The sequence below is a fragment of the Terrisporobacter othiniensis genome, from assembly GCF_000808015.1.
Classification (GTDB): domain Bacteria; phylum Bacillota; class Clostridia; order Peptostreptococcales; family Peptostreptococcaceae; genus Terrisporobacter; species Terrisporobacter muris.
The window spans coordinates 22,794-48,781 of the sequence record NZ_JWHR01000079.1; the positions used below are offsets into that span (position 1 = coordinate 22,794).

26 protein-coding genes and 1 pseudogene are annotated in these 25,988 nt (G+C 30.4%); 24 read left to right on the top strand and 3 right to left on the bottom strand.

Features of this window, described 5'->3' with window-relative positions; genetic code table 11:
• The first annotated feature begins 42 nt into the window (after window positions 1–42).
• From QX51_RS08680 to QX51_RS08705, 6 genes and pseudogenes are all read left to right on the top strand, one after another.
• A complete protein-coding gene (locus tag QX51_RS08680; protein ID WP_039679516.1) occupies window positions 43–951 on the top strand; it encodes a LysR family transcriptional regulator in 909 nt (302 codons plus the stop codon).
• 296 nt (window positions 952–1,247) lie between these two features.
• A pseudogene (locus QX51_RS08685) lies at window positions 1,248–2,078 on the top strand (chloride channel protein).
• Window positions 2,079–2,371: 293 nt separating this feature from the next.
• Window positions 2,372–2,917 (top strand): alpha/beta fold hydrolase, encoded by a 546-nt coding sequence (locus QX51_RS08690; RefSeq protein ID WP_330376059.1) that lies wholly within the window; start codon window positions 2,372–2,374, stop codon window positions 2,915–2,917.
• A 649-nt stretch (window positions 2,918–3,566) separates the two neighbouring features.
• On the top strand, window positions 3,567–3,995 hold the full coding sequence (locus QX51_RS08695; RefSeq protein WP_039679517.1) for a MarR family winged helix-turn-helix transcriptional regulator: 429 nt from the start codon (window positions 3,567–3,569) through the stop codon (window positions 3,993–3,995).
• A gap of 10 nt (window positions 3,996–4,005) precedes the next feature.
• Complete coding sequence (locus QX51_RS08700) at window positions 4,006–5,388, top strand: MATE family efflux transporter (protein WP_039679518.1); 1,383 nt, start codon at window positions 4,006–4,008, stop codon at window positions 5,386–5,388.
• Window positions 5,389–5,471: 83 nt separating this feature from the next.
• Complete coding sequence (locus tag QX51_RS08705) at window positions 5,472–5,681, top strand: hypothetical protein (RefSeq protein WP_039679519.1); 210 nt, start codon at window positions 5,472–5,474, stop codon at window positions 5,679–5,681.
• A 77-nt stretch (window positions 5,682–5,758) separates the two neighbouring features.
• Here the strand turns inward: QX51_RS08705 and QX51_RS08710 are convergent, their stop codons facing one another.
• Window positions 5,759–6,775, bottom strand: a complete 1,017-nt coding sequence (locus QX51_RS08710) for an AraC family transcriptional regulator (RefSeq protein WP_039679520.1) — start codon at window positions 6,773–6,775, stop codon at window positions 5,759–5,761.
• Between the two features lie 22 nt (window positions 6,776–6,797).
• Entirely contained in the window at window positions 6,798–8,099 is a 1,302-nt protein-coding gene (locus tag QX51_RS08715) for a PocR ligand-binding domain-containing protein (RefSeq protein ID WP_052232966.1), read from the bottom strand.
• Window positions 8,100–8,430: 331 nt separating this feature from the next.
• On the opposite strand from QX51_RS08715, the gene QX51_RS08720 reads away from it, so the two are divergent.
• The 18 genes from QX51_RS08720 (at window position 8,431) to QX51_RS08805 (ending at window position 24,672) form a co-directional block, all read left to right on the top strand.
• Entirely contained in the window at window positions 8,431–8,997 is a 567-nt protein-coding gene (locus QX51_RS08720; RefSeq protein WP_330376060.1) for a DJ-1/PfpI family protein, read from the top strand.
• Between the two features lie 168 nt (window positions 8,998–9,165).
• Window positions 9,166–11,709, top strand: coding sequence for a glycyl radical protein (locus QX51_RS08725; protein WP_039679522.1), 2,544 nt, complete (start codon window positions 9,166–9,168; stop codon window positions 11,707–11,709).
• A 37-nt stretch (window positions 11,710–11,746) separates the two neighbouring features.
• Entirely contained in the window at window positions 11,747–12,664 is a 918-nt protein-coding gene (locus QX51_RS08730) for a glycyl-radical enzyme activating protein (RefSeq protein WP_039679523.1), read from the top strand.
• A gap of 25 nt (window positions 12,665–12,689) precedes the next feature.
• On the top strand, window positions 12,690–13,472 hold the full coding sequence (gene pduB / locus QX51_RS08735) for a propanediol utilization microcompartment protein PduB (RefSeq protein WP_039679524.1): 783 nt from the start codon (window positions 12,690–12,692) through the stop codon (window positions 13,470–13,472).
• A 58-nt stretch (window positions 13,473–13,530) separates the two neighbouring features.
• On the top strand, window positions 13,531–13,809 hold the full coding sequence (locus tag QX51_RS08740) for a BMC domain-containing protein (protein WP_039679525.1): 279 nt from the start codon (window positions 13,531–13,533) through the stop codon (window positions 13,807–13,809).
• Window positions 13,810–13,882: 73 nt separating this feature from the next.
• Window positions 13,883–14,659, top strand: a complete 777-nt coding sequence (locus QX51_RS08745) for a hypothetical protein (RefSeq protein WP_039679526.1) — start codon at window positions 13,883–13,885, stop codon at window positions 14,657–14,659.
• 14 nt (window positions 14,660–14,673) lie between these two features.
• Window positions 14,674–15,039, top strand: coding sequence for a BMC domain-containing protein (locus tag QX51_RS08750; protein WP_082007818.1), 366 nt, complete (start codon window positions 14,674–14,676; stop codon window positions 15,037–15,039).
• An 18-nt stretch (window positions 15,040–15,057) separates the two neighbouring features.
• Window positions 15,058–15,321 carry a EutN/CcmL family microcompartment protein gene (locus QX51_RS08755; RefSeq protein WP_039679527.1) on the top strand — a complete coding sequence of 88 codons (264 nt, stop codon included), beginning with the start codon at window positions 15,058–15,060 and terminating at the stop codon, window positions 15,319–15,321.
• Window positions 15,322–15,364: 43 nt separating this feature from the next.
• The gene (locus QX51_RS08760; RefSeq protein ID WP_039679528.1) at window positions 15,365–16,678 is read left to right on the top strand and encodes an aldehyde dehydrogenase; all 1,314 of its coding nucleotides are present in this window, start codon (window positions 15,365–15,367) and stop codon (window positions 16,676–16,678) included.
• A 24-nt stretch (window positions 16,679–16,702) separates the two neighbouring features.
• Window positions 16,703–17,893 carry a methionine adenosyltransferase gene (metK, locus tag QX51_RS08765; protein WP_039679592.1) on the top strand — a complete coding sequence of 397 codons (1,191 nt, stop codon included), beginning with the start codon at window positions 16,703–16,705 and terminating at the stop codon, window positions 17,891–17,893.
• Window positions 17,894–17,909: 16 nt separating this feature from the next.
• The gene (locus QX51_RS08770; RefSeq protein WP_039679529.1) at window positions 17,910–18,188 is read left to right on the top strand and encodes a BMC domain-containing protein; all 279 of its coding nucleotides are present in this window, start codon (window positions 17,910–17,912) and stop codon (window positions 18,186–18,188) included.
• 36 nt (window positions 18,189–18,224) lie between these two features.
• A complete protein-coding gene (gene pduL, locus QX51_RS08775; RefSeq protein WP_039679530.1) occupies window positions 18,225–18,875 on the top strand; it encodes a phosphate propanoyltransferase in 651 nt (216 codons plus the stop codon).
• 97 nt (window positions 18,876–18,972) lie between these two features.
• Window positions 18,973–20,388: an aldehyde dehydrogenase family protein gene (locus QX51_RS08780; protein ID WP_334291544.1), complete on the top strand. Its 1,416-nt coding sequence runs from the start codon at window positions 18,973–18,975 to the stop codon at window positions 20,386–20,388.
• Between the two features lie 28 nt (window positions 20,389–20,416).
• Complete coding sequence (locus tag QX51_RS08785; RefSeq protein ID WP_039679532.1) at window positions 20,417–21,532, top strand: 1-propanol dehydrogenase PduQ; 1,116 nt, start codon at window positions 20,417–20,419, stop codon at window positions 21,530–21,532.
• Between the two features lie 72 nt (window positions 21,533–21,604).
• Complete coding sequence (locus tag QX51_RS21455; RefSeq protein ID WP_039679533.1) at window positions 21,605–22,186, top strand: BMC domain-containing protein; 582 nt, start codon at window positions 21,605–21,607, stop codon at window positions 22,184–22,186.
• A gap of 113 nt (window positions 22,187–22,299) precedes the next feature.
• Window positions 22,300–23,121 carry an ethanolamine utilization protein EutJ gene (eutJ, locus tag QX51_RS08795; RefSeq protein WP_039679534.1) on the top strand — a complete coding sequence of 274 codons (822 nt, stop codon included), beginning with the start codon at window positions 22,300–22,302 and terminating at the stop codon, window positions 23,119–23,121.
• 53 nt (window positions 23,122–23,174) lie between these two features.
• Window positions 23,175–23,687 carry a GlcG/HbpS family heme-binding protein gene (locus tag QX51_RS08800; RefSeq protein ID WP_082007819.1) on the top strand — a complete coding sequence of 171 codons (513 nt, stop codon included), beginning with the start codon at window positions 23,175–23,177 and terminating at the stop codon, window positions 23,685–23,687.
• A gap of 58 nt (window positions 23,688–23,745) precedes the next feature.
• On the top strand, window positions 23,746–24,672 hold the full coding sequence (locus tag QX51_RS08805) for a DUF7973 family transport facilitator (protein ID WP_039679535.1): 927 nt from the start codon (window positions 23,746–23,748) through the stop codon (window positions 24,670–24,672).
• Window positions 24,673–24,774: 102 nt separating this feature from the next.
• Here QX51_RS08805 and QX51_RS08810 read toward each other — a convergent pair whose 3' ends face one another.
• Window positions 24,775–25,938 (bottom strand): aminotransferase class V-fold PLP-dependent enzyme, encoded by a 1,164-nt coding sequence (locus QX51_RS08810; protein WP_039679536.1) that lies wholly within the window; start codon window positions 25,936–25,938, stop codon window positions 24,775–24,777.
• Window positions 25,939–25,988 lie beyond the last annotated feature (50 nt).

The window sequence follows — 25,988 nt, forward strand, 5'->3', positions numbered from 1 at the left end:
GTAAAATAAATAGAACGAATACATGGTATAAGGGGGGCTTATATGGTTACTAAATTAGATTTATATAAGGTGTTTTGTCAGGTAGGAAAGAGTAAAAGCTTTTCAAAGGCATCAAAGGAGCTTTACATGACACAGCCAGCAGTGAGTCAATCTATAATTCAATTAGAAAGAGAATTAGATGTTAGACTTTTTAATAGAACACCTAAGGGAGTATCTTTAACTAATGAAGGAAATCTTTTATTTGAATATGTAAATTCAGCAATTAATTTGATTAATGCTGGAGAAGAAAAAATATTAGAATTTAAAGATTTAACTGTGGGAGAGTTAAAGATTGGGGTAGGGGATACTATATCTAAGTATTTTATACTTCCATATTTAGAACTTTTTCATAATAGATATCCTAATATTAAGTTTAAGATTATAAATGGAACTACCTTAGAACTTTGTGCTCGAGTTAAGTCAGGAGAAATTAATATTGCAATTTGTAATTTTCCGCTTGATGATAATTCATTAGAATTAAGACCTTGTAGAGAGGTTAGAGATATTTTTGTTTGTGGAGATAAGTATAAGGATTTATTAACGGAGAAAATTTTATTAGAAGAAATAGTAAAATATCCTTTAATATTCCTAGAGCCTAATTCAAATTCAAGAAAGTATGTAGAAAAGTTCATGATATCCAAAGGTATAAAAATTTCTCCAGAGTTTGAACTTGGATCTTTTGATCTATTATTGGAGTTTGCAAAGATTAATTTAGGAATCGCTTGTGTAGTAAAGGAGTTTTCAAAGGATTATTTAGAAAAGGGATTATTGTATGAGGTTAATACTTTAGAAGAAATACCAAGTAGAAGTATTGGTGTTTGCTATTTAAAGGATGTTCCACTTTCATTGGCCTCTGCAAAGTTTGTTGAAATATTATCATCCGCCAACTCTTCATTGAATGATAGTATATAACACAGGTGTTGATTTAAAGTGTTATTACAATTGATTTTGCTACTTTACAATAAACCATCATACTATTTTATAGGAGTGTGAGTATATGAGAAATAATTGTAAATATAGGTACACTTTAAAAGATTTTTTAATATAAAATATTGGACTTTAATAGTTGCAAGTATAGGTGGTATTTTAGTCGGGATTACTCAAAAATATTTTGGAGAATACCAAAATATATGGACCAAAAGCTAGAAGAGTTTAAGAAAAATAAAAGAGTAGAGTATAAATCGTAAAAATATTCTATTATAAATTCTTTGACAATATTATTCTTTGGTGCAAGTGTTGGACCAGAGGCTGCACTATCAGGTATTGTAGGAGGAATGATCACCTTTATTGGAGATAAAATGAAAGAACGATTTAAGAAAATGAATGTTGTTAACCAGCATCCAGATGAGATAATAGTATGCAGTATGCAAGTTAGTGTAGGACTTATGTTTAGAGCACCTTTATTTGGATTATATACATTAAGTGAAAAAAGTTCAGAAAATATACATATAATAAAGCACATAAAAGTAATTGTTTATACTGTAACAACAATAGCCAGTTTTTTAGTATTTATGTTATCATCAAAATTTGATAATAGACCTTCATTTATAGTTAAATTTGGACAAAGTAATATTGGTTTTAAAGAGATTATTTGGTTTGTACCATTAATTATTATAGGTATGCTATTTGCATATATATACAAAATGTATGCTTTAGTACTAAATGGAATATTAAAGCCTATTGAAAATAAAAAAATACTAAAGGGAATAATTGGAGGATTAGGAACTATCTATCCTTGGATATTATTTTCTGGAGAACATGAATTAAGATCATTAGTTGTTGAGTGGAATAATATCCCTATTTATATGCTGATTTTATTATAAATAGTAAAACTTTTGTTGACAGAAATATGTTTATCAATAGGGCATAGGGGTGGACATATATTTCCTTTTATATTTTCTGGAAGTTGCCTAGCTTATGGATTGTCTAAGTTATTTTCTATAGATCCAGTTTTTTGTTTGTCTATAATAGTTACAGGTCTTGCAAGTAAGGCTACAGCTATAGGTAAAATGATTAATAATATTGAAATTAAAGTATAAAAAAATAAATCGTAGATTCTATTGCTGGGATTAGTCTCTACCACTCAAATTCACGAAAAGCTCATACTGGTAAAGTGTGAGATTTTTATATTTATTCATCTACATTATAGTGGAGATATGAATTGCTACCACAAGCAGATTTTCGACTTTAATATGAGTATTTCTGAAAGAGTTTAGCCTAAACCTGTACTCTTTAAAAAATCAAATAGAGACTAAGAATAAGAAGACAAATCACATATTTCTATAAAATAAGAATAACTTATTAATAAAGCATTTTATGTGGAGGTATGTGTATGGGGTATTATGTTAAAGTAGAACCGAATGTAAAAGTTTACGTAGAGGATCTTAACCCAAATGGCAATAAAACAATAGTGTTTTTACATGGGTGGCCTGGGAATCATAATCTGTTTGAATATCAGTTTAATCAACTTCCAAAACTAGGTTATAGATGTATCGGTATAGACATGAGAGGATTTGGCAAGTCGGATAAGCCTTATGAAGGTTATGACTATGATAGATTGTCAGACGATGTTAGATGCGTGGTTAATGGCTTAAAATTAAATAATTTCATACTTGCAGGACATTCAACTGGAGGAGCTATAGCTATTCGATACATGTCCCGTCATAATGGATACGGAGTATCCAAACTTGCTCTTTTTGCTGCTGCGGCTCCTAGTCTTATTAAACGTCCAGATTTTCCATATGGTTTAGAAGAAGAGGACGTGATTAAAATTATTGATGGAACATACAATGATCGTCCTAAAATGCTGAGTGATTTCGGTGATACTTTTTTTTTCAGCACACAACTGAGCCATTTTCTGATTGGTTTTTACAATTAGGTTTACAAGCAGCAGGTTGGTCAACTGCAGCAATTGCAAATGATTGGATAAATGAGGTACTATTTTCTGATTTAGGAAAAATAAATGTTCCAACCTTAATTATTCATGGAATTCATGATAAAGTTGTTCCATTTTCATTAGGTAAGGTGCAAAATCAGAGTATTAGAAATTCTAGACTTGTGCCATTTGAATTCAGTGGGCACGCCTCATTCTATGATCAGCGAGATAGATTTAATGAAGAATTGGTGAAATTTATTGAAGAATAAAGTTTTATAAGTATATAAGAAAAAGATATTGGTTAAAAGTGAGACCACTGAAAAAGGGGTTACATTATCCAAGTTATAAAAAATCGTAGATTATATAATCTACGATTTTTTAGTTGTTAATTTATAATAGGCATCTATAAATTTATTTGAGGTAGGTATAATATGATTCAAAAACAGCAGTCTATGATTTTAAGTCCATATATGAAGATTTATGATTTAGTAGTTTTTTATATTTGAAGAAATTGTGTTTAAGAATTCAGATAGCTTTAGTCAAATATCACTTCAAAAATAGTTGTACATACAACTAAAAAATAATATAATTAAGGAATGGTCAATGGTTGCTCATACAACTAAATTAAAAGATATCCACTTAGGAGGACAAAATGGAAATCAAAAGTAAGGAACCTATAGGTAAATATATATCTGGAATTTATAGAAAAGGAAATTCTTTTATAAGTAAAGAAGTCGCAAAATATGGATTAGGATATGGGCAAGTAATGTTTTTGATACAACTTTATAAAAAAGATGGAATTAGTCAAGAAGAACTATCACAAAACCTAAGTATAGATAAGGGAACTACCTGTAGAGCAGTAAAAAAACTTGTAGAACAAGGATTTTTAACTAGAGAAAGAGACGAACATGATAAAAGAGCTTATAAATTATATTTAACAGATAAATCAAAAGAAATAAAAGATGAAGTGTTTCAATTGTTATACCAATGGGAAGAAAGTATTACTACAACTATTTCTCAAGAAGAAGTGGAAGTTTTACGTAACTTACTTAAAAAAGTTTGTATAAATCAAAATATATAGGAGAGATTAAATGAAAGATAATCAACAAGTTTTAGGCACGGAGACTGTAGGAAAGTTATTATTGAAATATTCTTTACCAGCCATAATTGGTATGATGGTAAATGGGCTATATAACGTAGTGGATAGAATATTTATAGGAAATATACCAGGAGTAGGTCCACTTGCCATAACAGGTTTAGGAGTTACTATGCCAATTATGACAATAATAATGGCTTTTGGGATGCTTGTGAGTGTGGGCTCTGCAACAAATATTTCTATAAAACTTGGTCAAGGTAAAAAGGAAGAGGCAGAAAAGATAATTGGAAACTCTTTAACTTTATCAATAGTGATAGGTTTAACTATAACAGCTATTGGACTAACATTTGGTAATCAAATATTACAATTATTTGGAGCAAGTACAGATAGTTTACCTTATGCAAAAGCTTATATAGACATAATTTTACTTGGGACAGTATTTAATTTAATGGCATTTTCTTTTAACAATATAATTAGGGGAGATGGAAATCCAAAGCTTTCTGCAACTATAATGGTTGTTGGATGTGCTACTAATATAGTATTAGATGGTTTATTTATATTTTTGTTCAAAATGGGAATACAAGGAGCAGCTGTGGCGACTATAATTTCTCAAAGTATAACAGCTTTATGGGGACTATCTTATTATTTAAAAGGTAAATCAAATTTAAAACTTAGAAAAGCTAATTTAAAATTAGATACGTATTTAATAAAAATGATATTTGCCATAGGTGCAGCTCCTTTTTCAATGCAAATAGCTGCAAGTTGTGTGCAAATTATATGTAACAATGCTTTAAAAACTCATGGTGGAGATTTAGCTATAGGTGCTATGGCTACTATAAACTCAATAATCATGTTAGTTGGTATGCCGATTGTAGGTATAAGTCAAGGTGCTCAGCCTATAATTGGATTTAATTACGGTGCAAAAAGATTTGATAGAGCTGATGAAGCCTTAAAACTTTGTTCAATGGCAGCTACTATAGGATTAGGTATAGGTTGGTTAATAGTTATGTTTGTACCAGAGCCAATTGTTAGTTTGTTTAATAGTGACATTAATCTTGTTAATATATCAGTAGATGGTATTAGAAAATATTTAATTATGATGCCACTTATAGGTGTGTCTATGATAGGTTCAAATTACTTCCAATCAATTGGTAAAGCTAAACAAGCTATGTTTTTAAGTTTACTTAGACAGGTAATCTTACTAGTGCCGATGATGCTTATTTTACCTAATATTTTAGGTTTAAACGGTGTTTGGTTTGCTCAACCTATTGCAGATGTGATTTCTTTTGTGTTAACTGGAGTGTTATTAGTGAGAGAAGTTAAAACTCATAAGTTACTAGTGGAAGAACCGCTAGAAAAAGAAGTTCTTTCAGCATAAATATAAATAAAATATTAAATTTAATTACGACAAAAAGTTAAAACTTAAAATATATTTATAGAAAAATAAAAAGGAGTACTCTTATGACTAAAACTAAAGAAGAAAGAATTGCAAATATAGTAGCTGATATAGAAGGCTGGGAAGTTAAAAAAGATGATACAGAATCATATTTAGAAGTTGAGTGTGGAGAGTTTCTATTAGAGATGGACTTATGTGATATACCAAGTCTTGAAACACTAACAAAAGAAGAATTAGCAACAATCATATTTAATAAATACTTATACAATAAATAATGTGATTAATATATAAAAAGACCTGTAATTGACTTATTACAGGTCTTTTTATATATTATATTTTATTATTCACAAATTTATAAAGTATTATCTGTACATAGACTTTTATATTCTTTAACGGTCATATTTTCATACTTCTTAAACACTTTACTAAAATAGCTACTTTCATTATATCCAAGCTTAAATGCTACATCTACAATACTGTCTTTATTAAAATAAAAATATGTTTTAGCTAAATGGATTTTTTTCATATGTAGGTATTCTGTAACACTAATACCAAATTGTTCTCTAAATATTCTACTTAGATAACCTTGACTTATATTGCAAGATTTTACTATGGAACTTAGATTAATTTCTTCATGAATATGATCGTCTATATAAATAAAAACATTTTTTAGAATAGAATATCGTTTTATGCTATTTTGTTTAAATATAAAATCAAATACTTTAAAAATCCAAATTTCAGTAGACTTAGAATTCTGTAAAATATTTGAACTCAAAGGAAACTTAGTTTTAATAGAGTTAAATATATTTATATCAAAGCCTTGATCCAATAAAATATTTTGTACATTAATCTTAAAGGATTCATTTACTGTAGCAATATTTTTTTTGCTGTATTTATATACTTTATCAGAAACTTGATTTATATTTAGATAAAAATCATTATAATTTTTATTTTCTATAGATTTAATTAATTCTTCAAAAGGATTAAAAGAAGACAAATCTTCTTTTTTACCAGCGAATGAATTTAATATATTATTTATAATCATATGGTTTAATGGCTTTTCAATAATATCTTGTATAGCATTATTTCCCTTACTTTTTAATAAATTTTTAGCCTGAAAAGATGAAATTACATATATGGATGTATGTGGGAACGATTGGTTGATGAATTGGCTAGCCTCTATACAATTAATACCAGAAATATGAGAGCCTAAAAAAAGAATGTCAATAGGATTTTTCCTATATTCTTCTAAAACATCTTCATAATTATTTACAATATTAATAACTTCAAAGTTGCTATTCTTTGAAATTTTGATACTTAAAGCCTCACACATAAGGATATCGTTATCTGCTATTAAAACTTTATACAAAATCAATCAGCCCCTTTTATGTTTATTTCCATATAAATTTATATTCTCTGCCTTTTAGTTTATCTATACTTACTGCAAACTCAAACTTATCACCGTAGATACTTTTCAATTTCTTTATTGAACTATCTATACCTAGTTTTATGTAATAGCCTTCGTGTTTATCTTCATAATCTTCAAAATGTATAAAAAGTTCTTCATCCGTAAGTCCTGGACCATTATCACATACAGTAATTGTAGTTTCATTATTTTCAAATGTGCCTATTATGTTGATAGAACCGCCATTTTTATTTAGTAAAATACCGTTATATAAGGCATTTTCAATAAAAGGAAATAGTATTTTTGTCGGCACTTTTTTAAATGTTACCTTATTATCAACATTTATAGAATATATAAGTTTTTCATTATATTTTATTTTTTGTAGTGCCAAATAATTTTCAATATTTTTCAACTCATCATTTAGGGTAGCAAAAGGCTCTGTAACTTGATGTGTATATTTAATATACTCTGACAATGAATAAAGTGCAGATTCAGTATTAGGCGCTTTTTCTATTATGGAGAGATTAGTAAGTAGTGCAATCATATCTAAAAGAGCGTATACATTTGTAGTTGATTTTAGCTCATTTAGTTCGTATGTTGCCTTACTTAAATCTTTTTTTAAATTATTATTTAACTCTTTAATCTCCATAAGTTTAGAAGTTGAAATTTTTTGGTTTATCTGTTTTGAAAGTAAATTTTCCCCCAGTTGGTTTACTACAAGTTGAACAAGATCAGCAATGCTTCTTAATTTTTTATAAGGAAATATTGGAATCTCATTAAATAAATCCTTAAAGCTATTAGAAAAATTATCAAACTCTTTGTTAGGCATTACAGCTCTAAGATCACAAATTTCACTAGGAGCATCATTACAGCGAATTTGGCCACCTATAAATCCGCCTAAATAGTGACCATGAATAATAATTGGTATAGCGACTTCTGTTAAACCACATGGACAAAAATATACATTAGGTTTTTGTGTAACTGATGCTTGAATAGAACCAAATGCATCTGAAGATTTACATCTTTGCAATCCAAGAGGACTATTTCTTATATTCTTACAAAACTCTGAAAAGCTAGTTTCATCAGTAATAGTATCACCTTTGAAGTCTACAGTAACAAAAGCCAAACCCGTGGTATTTGAAAGAATTGTTTGTATTTGCTCAAGTTTTTCCCGTCCGAAAAGGTGTATAATATCTAGCTTATCGAGTAAAACCTTTTCATTGACTGGATCTGAAAAATCGTCATCATATAACATTTTAATTTGATTAGTTAACAAATTTTTATCCATTTTATCAGTCCTTAGTAAATATTTATAAAAGTAGAATATTGACTCCCCCTACCTTTAAGCTAAATTATATCATATGTGACATTTTTTAACAATTGAATGTAATTGAGTATTATAGCTGAAAAGCTAGATGTAAATTACAAACCTATAAATGTAAAATTATGACTGTTTCAATGTATAAATAAGTATTGTTAATGGTTTGAATATTACCTTAAATAGACGCCGTAAACACATGAGATTGAAATACTAATAAACTATAATGAATGAAATGATATTGAATTATGATGATTTATCCATATTTATATAACATATTTTCAAATTAAGGAGGTACATTGTGAAAATTTTAATGATAGCAGGTGATTTTACAGAAGATTATGAGTTGATGGTACCTTATCAAGCGCTACAAGTAGTAGGACTAGAAGTTGATGTGGTATGTCCTGACAAAAATAAGGGAGATATTGTGAAAACAGCCATCCATGATTTTGAAGGATATCAGACTTATACAGAAAAAGTAGGACATAACTTTATTTTGAATGCTTCTTTTCAAAATATAAAACTACATGAGTATGATGGATTGTTTATAACAGGAGGGCGATCACCAGAGTATTTGAGAATGGATAGTAGGATAATTGATATAGTTCATTATTTTATGGATTTAGAAAAACCTATAGCATCAATTTGCCATGGAGTACAGATTTTAACAGCAGCTGATGTTATTAGAGGATTAGATGTAACTGGATATTATTCTTTAGAACCAGAAGTTAAGTCAGCAGGTGGGAATTTTATAAAAAAAGAAGCACATGAGGCAGTTATATGTAGAAATTTAGTAACTTCTCCAGCATGGCCTGGAAATATAGAAATACTAAAAGGTTTCTTAAAACTACTAAAAAGACAAAATTAAGACAAATTTTGTATCACATAAAAAATAATAAATAAAAATATTAGTTTTAAAATTACATATTTTAAGTTTTTAAAATATTTATAGATTTTATTGTCTATGAGATAGAATGCAATTAGAAATAAAAAAACTTTTTAACATTTACTTAGACAAGTTATGAGGAGGATATTTATGATAGGAAGAGGTTTTACAGAGCCAACAGAACGTATAAAAAAATTAAAGAAAGCTATTATTGATGCAGTACCATATGTAGAGTCAGAAAGAGCTTTATTAGTAACAGAGTCATATAAGGAAACAGAAGGATTATCTCCAATAATGAGACGTGCTAAAGCTGCTGAACATATATTTAATAATTTACCAGTAACAATCCATGAAGATGAACTTGTTGTAGGTGCAATTACTAAAAACTTACGTTCAACAGAACTTTGCCCAGAGTTTTCATATGAGTGGGTTGCTAAAGAGTTTGAAACAATGGGAACAAGAATAGCAGATCCATTCCAAATACCTAAGGAAACAGCAAAGGAACTTGAAGGTGCTTTTGAATACTGGAAAGGTAAAACAACAAGTGAATTAGCTGATTCATATATGTCTCAAGATACAAAAGATTGTATAGCTAACGGTGTATTTACTGTTGGTAACTATTTCTACGGTGGTGTTGGCCACGTTTGTGTAGATTATGGAAAAGTTTTAAATATAGGTTTCTCTGGAATAATAGAGGAAGTTAAACAAGCATTAGAAAAAATGGATACAACTGATCCTGAATATATAAAGAAAAGAAATTTCTATGATGCAGTAATTATAACATATAAGGCTGCAATAAGATTTGCTCATCGTTATGCTGATAAAGCTAGAGAGATGGCAGCAAGTTGCTCAGATCCAATAAGAAAATCTGAATTACTTAAAATAGCAGCAAACTGTGATAGAGTTCCAGAAAACGGAGCAACAAACTTCTATGAAGCTTGTCAATCATTCTGGTTTGTTCAAATATTACTTCAAATAGAAGCAAATGGTCACTCAATATCTCCAGGTCGTTTTGACCAATATATGTATCCTTTCTTAGAAATGGATAAAGAGATATCTAAAGAGAGTGCTCAAGAACTAGTAGATTGTATATGGGTAAAATTAAATGATGTAAATAAAACTCGTGATGAAGTTTCAGCTCAAGCATTTGCTGGATATGCAGTTTTCCAAAACCTTATAGTAGGTGGACAAAATGAAGAAGGTATGGATGTTACAAACGATATTTCTTACATGTGTATGGAAGCAGTTGCTCATGTACAATTACCAGCTCCATCATTTTCAATACGTGTTCATCAAAATACACCAGATGAGTTCCTTTATAGAGCTTGCGAGGTAACACGTTTAGGATTAGGAGTACCTGCAATGTACAATGATGAGGTTATAATACCTGCACTTTGTAATAGAGGAGTATCACTTGCTGATGCTAGAAACTACTGCATAATAGGTTGTGTTGAACCTCAAACTCCACACAAAACTGAAGGATGGCATGATGCTGCATTCTTTAATATAGCAAAAATATTAGAAATAACTCTTCACAACGGTAAAGTTGGAGATAAACAACTTGGACCTGTTACTGGTGATGTAACAACATTTACATCAATAGATCAATTATTTGAAGCATATAAAAAGCAAATGGAATACTTCATATATCATTTAGTAGAAGCTGATAACTGTGTAGATTTAGCTCATGCAGAAAGAGCTCCATTACCATTCCTTTCAGCTTTAGTTGATGACTGTATAGGCAGAGGTAAGAGTGTTCAAGAAGGTGGAGCAATTTATAACTTTACAGGACCACAAGCATTTGGAGTAGCTGATAGTGGTGACTCAATGTATGCAATTAAAAAGCACGTATTTGATAATAAAGAAGTTACTATGTCTGACCTTATGGAAGCTTTAGATAATAACTTTGGGTATGGTGTAGATGCTCAACATTGTGGTGATACATCATCTAGTGACGATGAAGCTAAAATATATGAAGCTGTTAAGCGTATATTAAGTAGTATGGGTACATCAAATGCTATAGATATAGCAGATATGCAAAAAACAATAACAAATGAGTTAGCTTGTGGAGTATCTAATGATGGTGCTTCTAAATATGCTGATATCAAGAGAATAATGGAAAATACAACTTGGTATGGTAATGATGAAGATGAAGTAGATTTATTAGCTAGAAAATGCGGTCAAATATATTCTCACGAAGTTGAAAAATATACAAATCCTCGTGGAGGAGCGTTCCAAGCAGGTTGCTACCCAGTTTCTGCCAACGTATTATTCGGTAAAGATGTAGCAGCACTACCAGATGGTAGATTAGCAAAACAACCTTTAGCTGATGGGGTTTCGCCAAGACAAGGTAAAGACGTAAATGGTCCAACAGCAGCTGCAATGTCTGTTGCCAAATTAGATCATGAAAATTATTCAAATGGAACACTTTATAATCAAAAATTCTTACCTTCAGCATTAGCAGGAGACGAAGGGCTTAAGAGATTCGCTTCAATAGTAAGATCATATTTTGATCATAAAGGTATGCATGTTCAATTTAATGTAATAGATAAAGCAAAACTTATAGAAGCTCAAAAGAATCCAGAAGAACATAAAGATTTAGTTGTACGTGTTGCTGGGTATAGTGCTCAATTTACTGTATTAGCTAAAGAAGTTCAAGATGACATAATTAGCCGTACAGAGCAAAACTTATAGAAATTAATAGATAAACAAGAGAGTGAAGGGAGTCGTTATGGATTCAATTAATTATAATATGACAGGAACTGTATTTGATATGCAGAGATTTTCCTTACATGATGGTCCCGGTATTCGTACAATTGTATTCCTTAAGGGTTGCCCTTTACACTGTAGATGGTGCAGTAATCCTGAAAGTCAAAACAATAGCCCTATTGTAATGTATAAAAAAAGTGATTGCTTTAAATGTGGTAGATGTATTTCAGTTTGTAAAGTTGGAGCAATAAGTTTTGACAATGAAACTCATATTGATAGGGAGAAATGTACGGGTTGTGGAGAGTGCACAAATGTTTGCCCATCAGGTGCATTAGTTTTAAAAGGAAAAACAATGACCATACAACAAGCAATAAAAGAGCTGAAAAAAGATGCAACTATATTTAGAAGATCTGATGGAGGTGTTACTCTTTCTGGAGGAGAGCCTCTTGTTCAACATGACTTTGCATCGCAACTATTATTAGCTTGTAAAAGTCAGGGATGGAATACAGCCATTGAAACAACAGGCTTTGGCAGTTCAGAAGCTATTGAAAAAGTTATACCATATGTGGATACAGTTTTATTAGATATAAAACATATAGATCCATATACTCATAAAAAATTTACTGGTATATCTAATGAGGTAATTTTGAAAAATGCTAAACGTATTTCTCAAATTACCAAAACTGTGGTTAGAGTTCCTATAATACCTGGATTTAATTACTCTTATAAAGATATTGAGGATATTGCCAAGTTTGTGAAAACTCTTAATAACGTAGATACAATACATCTTTTACCATATCATACTTTTGGTGAAAATAAATATGATCTTTTAGGAATAGAGTATACACTTGATGGACTTAAAAGATTAAGCAAGGAAGATTTAAATGAACATAAGAGAATAGTAGAAAGCCATGGTATTAAATGTATCATAGGCGGATAGTTAAAATATAGTGGAGGAAAGTTTAATGGATCAAAATTTAATTGAAAAAGTTATGAAGCAAGTAACTGAAGAGTTAGGTGTTAAAGAAGAAAAAGCTAAAGAAAGTTGTACAGAAAATAAATCTATTGGTATGACTGAATTTGTTGGAACTTCAATGGGAGACACTATAGGTCTTGTAATAGCAAGTGTAGATTCAATGTTAGTTGATACTATGAAATTAGGAAAATATCGTTCAATAGGTATTATTGGAGGAAGAACAGGTGCAGGACCTCAAATATGGGCAGTTGATGAAGCTGTAAAAGCTACAAATACTGAAATCATATCTGTTGAATTACCAAGAGATACAAAAGGTGGAGCAGGACATGGAAGTCTTATATATATAGGAGCAGATGATGTATCTGATGCTAGAAGAGCTGTTGAGATAGCACTTCAAGCAATACCTAAATATTTTGGAGATGTATATGGTAACGAGGCAGGACACTTAGAGTTTCAATATACTGCAAGAGCAAGCTATTGCTTGGAGAAAGCTTTAGGGGCACCTCTTGGTAAAGCATTTGGTATGACTTGTGCTGGACCAGCTGCTATAGGAACAGTTTTAGCAGATATAGCAGTTAAAGCTGCAAATGTAGAAGTTGTTGGATATTCTTCTCCATCTAATGGGACAAGTTTTTCAAATGAAATTATTTTAACTTTCACAGGAGATTCGGGAGCAGTAAGACAAGCAGTTAAAGCAGCTATTTCAGCTGGTAAAAAAATGCTCGGAGCTTTAGGTGATGAACCTAAACCTACTACAACTCCATATATTTAATATAAAAATATAAAAAATATAAATAAAAACTGGTTTTATTAATTAAGGAGGCTTATATATGAATTCTGAAGCATTAGGTATGATAGAAACAAAAGGGCTTGTAGGAGCTATAGAGGCAGCTGATGCAATGGTTAAGGCTGCAAATGTTATATTAGTAGGATATGAAAAAATAGGTTCAGGTCTAGTAACAGTAATGGTAAGAGGTGATGTAGGAGCTGTTAAAGCATCAGTAGATGCAGGTACAGCAGCAGCTTCTGCAATAGGTCAAGTAGTATCAACTCATGTAATACCAAGACCACACACAGATGTTGAAAAGATTATTCCTAATATTAAATAGAAACATTTACATATAGATGTAAAATAGTGCCTCAATTTTACAATTGGGGCGCTTATTGAGATGAGGTGTAGATTTGAATATTAGTGAAGAAAAGCTAAGAGAGATTATTAAAAAAGTATTACTAGAGATTACAAATCAAAAGAATATTTTTAAAAATAATATAGAAAAATTAAAAGTCTACATATTTTGTAGCAAAAAGTGTAACACAGAGTATATAGATTTTTTAGAAAAAATAGATAAAAGTGGTTTATTCCATATTTATATAGTTGCAGATGATGCATTGAAAGATGATATTTGCAAATCACATATAAATAAATATGTTCCAAATGAAAATATAATATATTTTTCACATGGAATACCAGAGGATCTTTCTGAGGCAATAAGTGTATTTCCGGTAGTTGAAAGAGACTTAGTTGTAAAAACAGCACTATGTATAAGCGATACATTTTGTAATAAATGGATTGCATCTGCTATAGAAGAAGGTGGAAAGATAGTATTTTTAAAATCAGGTTTGAAAAAATTTACAAATAAAGAACCTAAGGCATATATAAGACAGATTGTATCTTATTATAGAAAAGTTTTAGAGTATGGAATAGAAATAAGAAGTACATCAGAATTAATTAAGTTATACAACGAAGATGATTCTGATAAACGAACTAAATTAAATTGCAACACAATAGATAGTATTTCCTTACAAGAAAATCATAAAGGTAGAAAAAAAGTAATAACCTTAGAAAATATAGAACAATATGGATCTAATGGAGCTATTATTGTCAACTCTGACGATATTATAACTGACTTGGCAAGAGAAAAAGCCAGAACTTTAAACATAGAAATAAAGCAATTTTAGGGAGGTGACAGATAATGAATCAATCATTAGGATTAGTTGAAATTAGTGGAATGTCAACAGCTTTAGTAGTTGCTGATGCTATGGCCAAATCCGCTAATATTAAGATTATTGGAATAGAAAATTCAAAAGGTTTAGGATATATGACTATAAAAATTACTGGTGATATTGGAGCAGTAAATGCTGCAGTAAGTGCAGGTAAACAAATAGGAATTACACACAATAATTTTGTGTCATCAAAAGTTATTCCAAGACCATCAGATTTTGTATATAAAGTTTTCGGAACAATAAAAGAAGATATGGTTAAAACAGATAGCTCTTTAACAGATAGTGAAAGTAGTGAGTTAAAAGAAGAAACTGATGATAATTTAGAAAATAAATAATAAAAGGATGTAAATTTTATGAAACTGGCAAAGGTTATAGGAACTGTTGTAGCTACTAGAAAAGAAGAATCATTAGTTGGGTGTAAATTAATGATAATCAGACGAGTTAATGGTAAGAGTGAATATATAGATAGTGAAGAAATAGCTGTAGATTTTGTAGGAGCAGGCATAGGAGATATAGTTCTAATTGCTCAAGGGTCAGCAGTTCGCATGGACCCAAGAAGAAAAGAAGCTATGATTGACATGGCTATTATTGGAATTATTGATGCTATAGATATTTAGAAAGTAATTTTTTTAAAGAAAAAAGGGGGTGAAGTTTCTTCAAATGAAAAGTGGCATTTATAAAAGTGTTTGTGATGCAGTATTTGTATCGAAGAAAGCATTTGAGAGATATACAGAATTTACATTAAATGAGCGACAAGAAATTATCGAATCTATTAAAAAATCTCTTCGTCCCTTAGTTAATGATTTGGCTAGAATGACAGTTGATGAGACTTGCATGGGAAATATAAATGATAAAGCTAAAAAAATTTCCCTTGCTATTGAAAAAACTCCTGGGATTGAGAATCTAACTACAGAGGTCAGCACAGGAGATCATGGTATGACTTTGTATGAAATTTCACCATACGGAGTTGCTTGCGCAGTACAGCCATGTACAAATCCATGTGCAACTTTAATAAATAATACCATAGCCCTATTATCAGCAGGTAATTCTGTCATCCATTGTCCACATCCAAGGGCAATGAAAGTATCTCAATTAGTAACAGAAATAATAAATAAATCTATTATGGAAGTCTGTGGTATTCATAACCTAGTAGTAACTTTAGATGAGAGTCTTATAAAGTACACATTAGAATTAATGAATCATCCAGATGTAGAGCTAGTAGTTTTTACAGGTGGAAGCACTGGATTACAAAGGGCTTTAAGTTCTCAGAAAAAAGTTATAGCTGCAGGGCCTGCAAATCCAGTTGCTATAGTAGATGAAACGGCAGATATTAAAAAAGCTGCAAAAGATATATTCTTAGGAGCATCTTTTGATAATAACCTTATGTGCACATCAGAAAAAAGCGCTGTTTTAGTTGATGATATTGCCGATAAGTTTATAGAAGAAATTAAGAAAAATGAAGTTTACTTTATTACAAGTGAAGATGAAAAGAAAAAACTATTAAATACCATTATAACAGAAGATGGTAATGTAAATAAAAAATTAGAAGGTAAAAATGCAAATCTAATCTTACATAAGTCTGGAATAAAAGTTAATAAGATTATAAAGTTAATTGTATTTGAAGATTCTTGTTATAGTGATGTAGTTGTAAAAGAAATATTTATGCCAATACTTCCAATTGTAAGGGTAAAAAGTTTTGATGAAGCTTTAGAAATAGCTATTGAAATTGAGCAAGGCTGTAAACATACATCAAGTATGTTTTCCGAATCTATTGAGCATTTGAATAGAGCTGCTAAAAAAATGCAAACATCTATATTTGTAAAAAATGGACCTTCATATCTTGGAATAGGATTTGATGAAGAAGGAGATACGACATTCACAATAGCTAATGTTACAGGAGAAGGTTCAACTACTGCCAAAAATTTTGGAAGAAAAAGAAGATGTATATTAACAACAGGCTTTTCTATTCGTTAAATGATAAGGAAGTGATATGTGGAGATGAATAAAGGAAAAATAAGATATTATGTAACATCAGAATCTGTTACAGAAGGTCATCCAGATAAGATCTGTGACCAAATATCAGATGGTATATTAGATGAATATTTAAAGCAAGATAGCAAATCTCATGTAGCTGTTGAAGCTATGGTATCTACAGATACATTAGTAATTGCTGGAGAGGTTGCTTCAACTGCAAAGGTTAATATAGTTGAAGTAGCAAGAAATATTATTAGAAAGATAGGCTATACAACACCTAACAAAGGATTTGATGCTGATTCCTGCTTGATTTTAACTAATGTACATAATCAATCATCAGATATATCCATAGGAGTTAAAAAATCTAAAAATGAAGATAAAGAAGAAATAGGAAGCGGTGACCAAGGAATAATGTATGGTTATGCTTGTGATGAAACTAAAAACTTTATGCCTATTTCTTGTGAATTAGCTAATAGATTATCATTTCAACTTGCAAAAGTTAGAAAAATTGGAGGAGCATACTTCCTTTATCCTGATGGAAAAACACAAGTAACAATGGCTTATGACTCAGAGGATAATCCTATAAGCATTGAAAGTATTGTTATTTCAGCTCAACATAGTGAAAAGATATCTAATGATTTACTTAGAGAATTCATAATTGGATCTGTTATTAATCCAGTTATAGATAATAAATGGATAACAAAAGATACAAAAATATATATTAATCCAACAGGTAGATTTGTAATCGGAGGACCAACAGGAGATACAGGTCTTACTGGAAGAAAAATAATGGTAGACTCTTATGGCACTATTTCTAGACATGGGGGAGGGGCCTTTTCGGGAAAGGACCCAACAAAGGTTGATCGATCTGGGGCTTATATGGCGAGATATGTTGCTAAAAATATAGTGGCTGCCAATCTTGCAAAACGATGTGAAGTATCAATTGCCTATGCTATTGGAGGAATAGAGCCATTAGCTGTTACCGCAAATACATTTAATACAGGTGTTATACCTGATAGAGAAATTGAAGAAATAGTTAAAGAAGTTTTCTCGTTCAAAGTTGTAGATATAATAGAAAATCTTCAATTAAGAAGACCTCAATATTTAAAAACGGCAGCATATGGTCATTTTGGAAGAGATGATGAGGATTTTGCTTGGGAAAAAACTAATAAGGTTGATGAAATAAAAAGAAAAATAAAAAATAAATTATTTTAATTAGGAGGATTTAAAAATGTCAAATGAAGCATTAGGAATGGTAGAAACAAAAGGGTTAGTAGGAGCTATAGAAGCAGCAGATGCAATGACAAAAGCAGCAAATGTAAATTTAATAGGATATGAAAAAATAGGATCTGGATTAGTAACTGTAATGGTTAGAGGTGATGTTGGAGCTGTTAAAGCATCAGTAGATGCAGGTACTGCAGCAGCAAATGCTATTGGAGAAGTAGTTTCTGCTCATGTAATACCAAGACCACACACAGATGTTGAAAAAATATTACCAAAATCTTTATAAAAACAAATTAGTAGTATCATAAAAGGAGCATAAAAAATGATTTCAGAAGATTCGGAAGTATTAGTAAAAATCATTACTCAGAAAGTAATAGAGAAATTAAAAGAATATGAAAAACTAAGAATACCAATAGGTATATCAAATAGACATATTCATTTATCTCAAAAACATTTAGATGTGTTGTTTGGAGAAGGATATAATCTTACAAAAAAAGTTGATCTAAAACAACCAGGTCAATTTGCTAGTAACGAAACAGTTACTATTAGAGGTCCAAAAGGGGAATTTGATAAGGTTCGTATTTTAGGTCCTGTAAGAAATGAAAGCCAAGTAGAAATTTCAAGAACTGATAGTTTTCGTCTTGGTTTAAAAGCTTTAGTAAGAGAGTCAGGGGATTTAGATGGAACATCGGGTATAGAAATTATTGGACCTAAAGGAGTTATAAAACTTCCTCATGGAGCCATAATTGCATTGCGTCATATTCATATGACACCAGAAGATGCACAAATTATGGGAATTAAAGATAAGGATACTGTGGAAGTACAAATTTGTGGTCAAAGATCAGGAGTTTTAGGGGATGTGCTTGTTAGAGTATCTCCTAAATATAAATTAGAAATGCATGTGGATATGGACGAAGCAAATGCTTTTGATTTAAAAAATAATGATTCTGTAATTATAAAAAAGCAAGGTTAATTAAGAAAAATATTTTAGAAATTTAGATATATTATTAGAGATGTAATAATCTCGAATTGACAGAAATGGTAACTTTAAGGAAGGTGTAAATATGGATATAGATGTAAAATTAATTGAAAAAATGGTTTCAGATGCACTAAAAGAAATTAAAATTGAAAATATTACTCAAGAAGTAGAAAAAAATTCTATAGAAGATAATTATGGAGTTTTTAAAACTATAGAAGGAGCTATTGATGCATCATATGTAGCACAAAAAGAACTATTATTTTCAAAAATATCAGATAGACAAAAATATGTAGATGCTATAAGAAGCGCTATATTAAATCAAGAAAATCTTGAGCTTATATCTAAGTTAGCAGTAGATGAAACAGAGATAGGATGTTATGAGCATAAGTTAATAAAAAATAGATTAGCAGCTGAAAAAACTCCTGGTACAGAAGATTTAATATCATCTGTAAAAACTGGAGATGATGGTCTTACTTTAGTAGAGTATTGTCCATTTGGTGTTATTGGAGCTATAACTCCTACAACAAATCCTACAGAAACTATTATTTGTAACTCTATAGGTATGATAGCAGGAGGAAATACAGTAGTATTTAGTCCGCATCCAAGAGCTACTAAGGTTTCTCAAACTATTATAAAAATACTTAACAAAGCATTAGAGGAAGTAGGGGCACCTAAAAACCTTATAACTATGGTTGAAAAACCTTCAATTGAAAATACAAATAAAATGATTGAAAATCCAAAAGTACGTTTTTTAGTAGCAACAGGTGGACCATCTATAGTTAAAAAAGTACTTTCATCAGGAAAGAAAGCTATTGGAGCTGGGGCAGGAAATCCTCCTGTTGTTGTAGATGAAACTGCAGACATCAGAAAAGCAGCTAAGGATATTATAGATGGATGTAGCTTCGATAATAACGTTCCTTGTATAGCAGAAAAAGAAGTATTTGCAGTAGCATCAATTTGCGATAGCTTAATTGAGAATATGAAGTTAAACGGCGCTTATTTAGTTAAAGACAAGAAAGTAATAGAGCAACTTTTAAGTGTTGTTGCAAAAGAAAATGGAGCTCCAAAAACTAACTTTGTAGGAAAAAGTGCGAAGTATATATTAGATAAAATAGGTGTAACTGTTGATGATAATATTAAAGCTATCATTATGGAAGTTGATAAGGATCATACTTTTGTTCAAGAAGAAATGATGATGCCTATTTTACCAATTGTAAGAGTTGAAGATGTGGATAAAGCTATAGAATATGCACAAGAAGCTGAACATGGAAATAGACATACAGCAATTATGCACTCTAAAAATATAGATAAATTAAGCAAGATGTCAAAAATTATGGAGACTACAATATTTGTTAAAAATGCCCCTTCTTATGCTGGAATAGGTGTAGGAGGAGAAGGTCATTCAACATTTACAATAGCTGGACCTACAGGTGAAGGATTAACATCTCCAAAATCTTTCTGTAGAATTCGTAGATGTGTTGTATCAGATTCATTCAGCATAAGATAATTGATAGAACACAAGGGAGAGAAATATAATGTCAAATGTATATGTCAAAACAAGAATTTATAGTGGGGACAAGTCTATAAAATATCTTGAAGAAATTAAGAATCAAGTAATTTTAATAGTATGTGATAAGTTTTTAGTAGAAAGTAAAGCAGTATCATATCTTACAAACATTTTAGAATCAAATAATGAAATACATATATATGATGGTGTAGTACCAGATCCTTCTACAGAAGTAGTTGTTGAGGGAATTAAACATATATGCAAAGAAAAACCGTCCATTTTAATTGGTTTTGGTGGTGGATCTGCTATTGATACTGCAAAAGCAATACTTTATTTAACTAAATTAGAAAATTTAACTTCTCAACCTTTATTTATAGCAGTTCCAACTACTAGTGGTACAGGAACAGAAGTTACATCTTTAACTGTTATTACAGACAAAGAAAGTAATGTGAAAAAGATAATAGAGTCAGAAGACATTTTACCAGACGTAGCTCTTTTAGACCCGGCATTAACATTAACAGTTCCAAAAGCTATTACTGCAAATACAGGTATGGATGTGTTAACTCATGCACTAGAAGCTTATGTATCTAAAAATAATAATGCATTTTCTGATGCATTGTCAGAAAAATCAATAGAGCTATTAATAAAGTCGTTAGTCAAATGTTATGAAGAAGGAAATAATCTAGATAGTAGAAAAATGATGCAGGAAGCATCTACTCTTGCAGGAATGTCTTTTAATATAGCTGGATTAGGATTAAATCATAGTATAGCACATCAATTAGGTGCTACTTTCCATATTCCACATGGACTTGCCAATGCTATGCTACTAAATAGTGTTATAGATTATAACTGTAAAGATGAACTGATACTAAAAAAATATGCAAAACTTTCATACAAACTACAATTTGTAAATATAGATGAAAATCCTAAAATAGCGGTAGAGATATTAAAACGTATTATAAAAACTATGATGATATCTATGAATATGCCACTTAGAATAAGGGATATGAATATTAGTCAGGCTGATTATCAAAACAGTATTAATATTATGGTAGAAAATACATTAAAAGATAGATGTTTACCTACTACACCTAAAGATATAAGTAGCGATGATATAAAAGAGATATTATTGCAAATATACTAAATGTATATTATAAAGGGCTGGGTTTATAATCCAGCTTTTTGCTTATAATGTAGTATCGAAGGAGGTCAGTATATGTCACAGTTATCAATAGGAATTATAGAAGTAATTGGTCTTTCTAGTGCAATTGAACTAGCAGATGTTTGTGTAAAATCTGCAAACGTTAATCTGATTGGATATGAGCTAAGTCAAGGAAATGGAATGGTTGTAATAAAAATAGAAGGGGATGTTGGTGCTGTTACAGCAGCAGTACAAGCATCAAGTAACGTTGGAAAAGTATATAGCAAAAAAATTATACCAAGACCTGGCGAGGGGATTGAATGCCTAATCAAAAATAATAATACAGTTGGATATGATGATAAAGATAAAAACACAGATGATGATACAAATGTATTAATCATAGATGATGATATAAAAGAGATTGAAACCATAAATGAAGAGATAGAAGAAGTAGAAGATGATGAAACAAATAAAGAAATAAAAGAGATAGAAATAAATGAAAATACTAAAGAAGAAGAGATAAATAATATAGAAGAAAATAATCCTAATGAAGATAATTCCAAGGAAAAATATACATGTAACTTATGCAAAGATCCTAAATGTCCTAGAGAAAAAGGTGATTTAAGGGTAAATTGTATTCATCATGAGGATAAATAAACAAATAATTAAATAATAAAATTATGTTTGGAAAATAAATATAGAAATTAATAAAATAGGTATGATTTAAAATATATTGATTTATTGAAAGAAGAGGGAGGATAGGTGATATTTTGAGCTTAAATAAAAGTAATCAATTACTAGAAGAATTTTCTTGTCTTATAAGAGAAAAAAGGTGCAATAAATATGAAGGAAAATTAAAGGTAGGAGTTGACTTAGGTACAGCTAATATTGTTTTATCTGTAGTTGATGAAAATAATAATCCTATAGCAGGAGCAACATATGGGTCAAGTGTAGTAAAAGATGGAATAGTAGTTGACTATATGGGAGCCATAAGAATAGTAAAAATGTTAAAAGAACAAGTGGAAGAGATAATAGGAGAAAAACTATCTTATGCAGCTACTGCAATACCTCCTGGAATAACAAAAGGAAATATAAAAGCTATTGCAAATGTAGTAGAATCAGCTGATTTAGAAGTTGTGAATATAGTTGATGAACCAACAGCAGCTTCTTATGCACTTGATATAAAAGAAGGAGTAGTAGTAGATGTCGGAGGGGGAACTACAGGCATAAGCATACTGAAAGATGGAAAAGTTATATTTACTGCAGATGAAGCTACAGGAGGTACTCATATGACTCTTGTATTAGCTGGATCTTTACAGAAAACATTTGAGGAAGCGGAAGAAGTAAAAAAACAAGCAAGTAAGGAACAAGAAGTATTTTCAATAATCAGACCTGTAGTAGAAAAAATGGCTACAATCGTTAAGAAATACATAGAAGACTATGATGTTCATGAGATATACGTGGTAGGAGGGGCTTGTTGTTTCAAAGAATTCGAAAAAATATTTGAAAAAGAAATAAAAGTGAAAACTATAAAGCCTATAGAACCACTTTTAGTAACACCTCTAGGAATAGCTATGAATTGTACAGTTTAGAAATATTGATTAAATTGTAAAATGTTCGGTTGAAGCTAAGGGAGGATATAAATTTGCCTGAAAACATAAAAGAAATTGAATCTATAATAAGAAAAGTAATTAAAAATGAATTCTTAGATTGTAAAAATAAAGAAAAATTTAATATAGAGGATAATACATGTGTGGAACTTAATTTACAAACAGCTAAAAAAATAGCAGAATTTGCTGAAGAAAAAGCTAAAGAAATAAAAGTACCTGTGGTTATTTCAATAGTAGATAATGGGGGAAATGTAATTTTAGTTCATAGAATGGAAGATTCCCTTCTTGCAAGTATAGATATATCTTTAAATAAAGCATACACAGCAGCAAGTTTAAAAATGCCAACGGACAATCTTAAAGATTTATGCAAACCAGGAGGAGAATTATATGGTATCCAGCATACGAACAATAGATTAGTAATATTTGGAGGAGGAATACCATTTATATACAAAGGTAAAGTAGTTGGAGCTATTGGAGTAAGTGGTGGGAGTGTAGAAGAAGACATATGTGTATGTGAATATGCTCTTAGAGAAATAATGACGAAATAAAATTTTAAAAATATTAATTTTTTAGATAATTATATTATTAATAATGGAGGGAAATAGTATGAGCATTTTATCTTTAATTGCAGCTTTTGGAGGAGGAACATTTGGTGCAGCATTAGGTGCATTACCAGCATTTATTATGACTGGATTTGTAGCATTGGCGGGAGCTGGAATAGCTTTGGCTGGAGGAACTGATGCATTAGTAGGAAACTTAGCGTTTGGATCTTTTTTCGGACCTCATATAGCATTTGCAGGTGGTGTTGCTGCAGCTGCTTATGCCGGTAGAAAAAGTGTGACTTCAAAAACAGGACAATTAGTAAGTGGAGATACAGTTACACTGGTTGAAGAAGACACGTTTAATGGTTCAGATATTACATTTTCTTTAAATGCAAAAGGAGATTATTCTGTTATTATTGTAGGGGGAATTTTTGGAGTAATAGGATATTTAATAAACTATTTATATGCAAATGTAATAGGCTTACAAACGGATACAGTAGCTATGACTGTTGCAACATCTGGTATATTAGCAAGATTAATCATGGGCAAAACAGGATTATTAGGAAAATATACAGATAAAGGACCTAGAGAATTTATATCAAAAGGTAATGAATTAATTTATAATATTGTATTAGGTTTAATAGTAGGTGTTGTAGTAAGTTATACAGGTGCCGTATTAATAGAAAGTGGTGTGCCTATAGATTCAGTTAAAGGATCGTATCCAATACTATGTTTTGCAATAAGTGCAGTAATTTTAATATTTGCACAATTTGGAGCAGGAGTACCAACAACACATCATATAACTTTACCAGCGGCAAATGCATTTGTATTGTCAGGAAATCCTATAGTGGGAATAATAGTTGCTATTCTATGTTCGTTATTAGGAGACTTTTTTACTAAGACATTTAATAGCTATTGTGATAGCCATATAGATCCACCTGCTTGTACTATATTTATAATGACATTTATAATTTTTGCTATATTCGCTTAAGGTTATATAACATTTATTTTTTTACGACTAATAAAATATAAAGGACTTACTAAGTATAAGAAAACCTTAACAAATGTAAGTCCTTTTGTAATTTAACTCTATTTAAATCTCGGACTTACTACTAATTATATTTTTTAATGATTCAATGACATAATTAATATCGTCTACTGAATTAAAATGTCCGAAACTAAATCTTACACTTCCATTAGGAAAGGTACCGAGAGTTTTATGGGCAGAAGGAGCACAGTGCAAGCCACTTCTCGTTTGAATATTATAAAATTTATCAAGCTGGTGACACACTAATCCATTATCTAAGTTTTTAAAATCAAGACTAACTACGCTAGTTCTATTTTCCATATCTTTTTTTCCTATTAATAATATTTCGTCAATATCTGAAATGGCATCTATAAATACTTTTGTTAAGTACATTTCTTTTTCATATATATTTTTAATTCCTACTTCCATTAAGTATTTTAAGGAAGAGTTAAGACCATAGATAGCAGGAATATTAGCAGTTCCACTTTCATATTTGTCTGGCATGTATATAGGTTGAACTTCCTGTTCTGATAAACTTCCAGTTCCCCCTTCAATAAGAGGATCAACTAAAGGGACAATCTCATCTCTAATCAAAAAACCACCTATGCCTTGTGGACCAAGGAGACCTTTGTGACCAGTAAAACACAGTATATCAATATTGTTTTTTCTCATACTTATATCTATTATTCCTGCAGTTTGGGCACTATCAACTATGAAGATTATATTATGATTTTTACATATTTGACCAATTTCGTCTATTGGGAGTAATGTACCACAAACATTAGAGCAATGAGTCATAACAATAGCCTTTGTTTTTTCTGTTATAGATGACTCAACATTTTTCACATCTATCTCGCCCAGATTATTACAAGGTATTTTAGTCATTGTAATACCTTTTCTGATTAAAGAACTTAAAGGTCTCATAACAGCATTATGTTCCATAGAAGAGACTATAACATTATCCCCTTCTGATAGAAGTCCCTTTAGAACCATGTTTAAACTAGTTGTAATATTAGAAGTGAATATTACATTTTCTGGTTTATCAAAATCAAATAGTTCGCATAATAATTCTCTCGTTTCATAGACCGCATTTTCAGCTTCATAAGAAGAAGAATAAGCCCCACGATTAACATTACAGCCAATGTTGTTTATATAATTAATCATAGATTCGCCAACTTGTGGTGCTTTTGGGTAAGATGTAGCCCCGTTATCACAATAAATTTTTCTCATTGGTAGCCTCCTATTTTTATATCTCAAGTTTAATATAGCATCATTATATA

Bases quoted from the DNA above. Each gene is read 5' to 3' on its own strand.
- QX51_RS08680 (WP_039679516.1), top strand. From the start codon at position 43: ATGGTTACTAAATTAGATTTATATAAGGTGTTTTGTCAGGTAGGAAAG.
- QX51_RS08690 (WP_330376059.1), top strand. From the start codon at position 2,372: ATGGGGTATTATGTTAAAGTAGAACCGAATGTAAAAGTTTACGTAGAG.
- QX51_RS08695 (WP_039679517.1), top strand. From the start codon at position 3,567: ATGGAAATCAAAAGTAAGGAACCTATAGGTAAATATATATCTGGAATT.
- QX51_RS08700 (WP_039679518.1), top strand. From the start codon at position 4,006: ATGAAAGATAATCAACAAGTTTTAGGCACGGAGACTGTAGGAAAGTTA.
- QX51_RS08705 (WP_039679519.1), top strand. From the start codon at position 5,472: ATGACTAAAACTAAAGAAGAAAGAATTGCAAATATAGTAGCTGATATA.
- QX51_RS08715 (WP_052232966.1), bottom strand. From the start codon at position 8,099: ATGGATAAAAATTTGTTAACTAATCAAATTAAAATGTTATATGATGAC.
- QX51_RS08725 (WP_039679522.1), top strand. From the start codon at position 9,166: ATGATAGGAAGAGGTTTTACAGAGCCAACAGAACGTATAAAAAAATTA.
- QX51_RS08730 (WP_039679523.1), top strand. From the start codon at position 11,747: ATGGATTCAATTAATTATAATATGACAGGAACTGTATTTGATATGCAG.
- pduB (WP_039679524.1), top strand. From the start codon at position 12,690: ATGGATCAAAATTTAATTGAAAAAGTTATGAAGCAAGTAACTGAAGAG.
- QX51_RS08740 (WP_039679525.1), top strand. From the start codon at position 13,531: ATGAATTCTGAAGCATTAGGTATGATAGAAACAAAAGGGCTTGTAGGA.
- QX51_RS08750 (WP_082007818.1), top strand. From the start codon at position 14,674: ATGAATCAATCATTAGGATTAGTTGAAATTAGTGGAATGTCAACAGCT.
- QX51_RS08755 (WP_039679527.1), top strand. From the start codon at position 15,058: ATGAAACTGGCAAAGGTTATAGGAACTGTTGTAGCTACTAGAAAAGAA.
- QX51_RS08760 (WP_039679528.1), top strand. From the start codon at position 15,365: ATGAAAAGTGGCATTTATAAAAGTGTTTGTGATGCAGTATTTGTATCG.
- metK (WP_039679592.1), top strand. From the start codon at position 16,703: ATGAATAAAGGAAAAATAAGATATTATGTAACATCAGAATCTGTTACA.
- QX51_RS08770 (WP_039679529.1), top strand. From the start codon at position 17,910: ATGTCAAATGAAGCATTAGGAATGGTAGAAACAAAAGGGTTAGTAGGA.
- pduL (WP_039679530.1), top strand. From the start codon at position 18,225: ATGATTTCAGAAGATTCGGAAGTATTAGTAAAAATCATTACTCAGAAA.
- QX51_RS08785 (WP_039679532.1), top strand. From the start codon at position 20,417: ATGTCAAATGTATATGTCAAAACAAGAATTTATAGTGGGGACAAGTCT.
- QX51_RS21455 (WP_039679533.1), top strand. From the start codon at position 21,605: ATGTCACAGTTATCAATAGGAATTATAGAAGTAATTGGTCTTTCTAGT.
- QX51_RS08805 (WP_039679535.1), top strand. From the start codon at position 23,746: ATGAGCATTTTATCTTTAATTGCAGCTTTTGGAGGAGGAACATTTGGT.
- QX51_RS08810 (WP_039679536.1), bottom strand. From the start codon at position 25,938: ATGAGAAAAATTTATTGTGATAACGGGGCTACATCTTACCCAAAAGCA.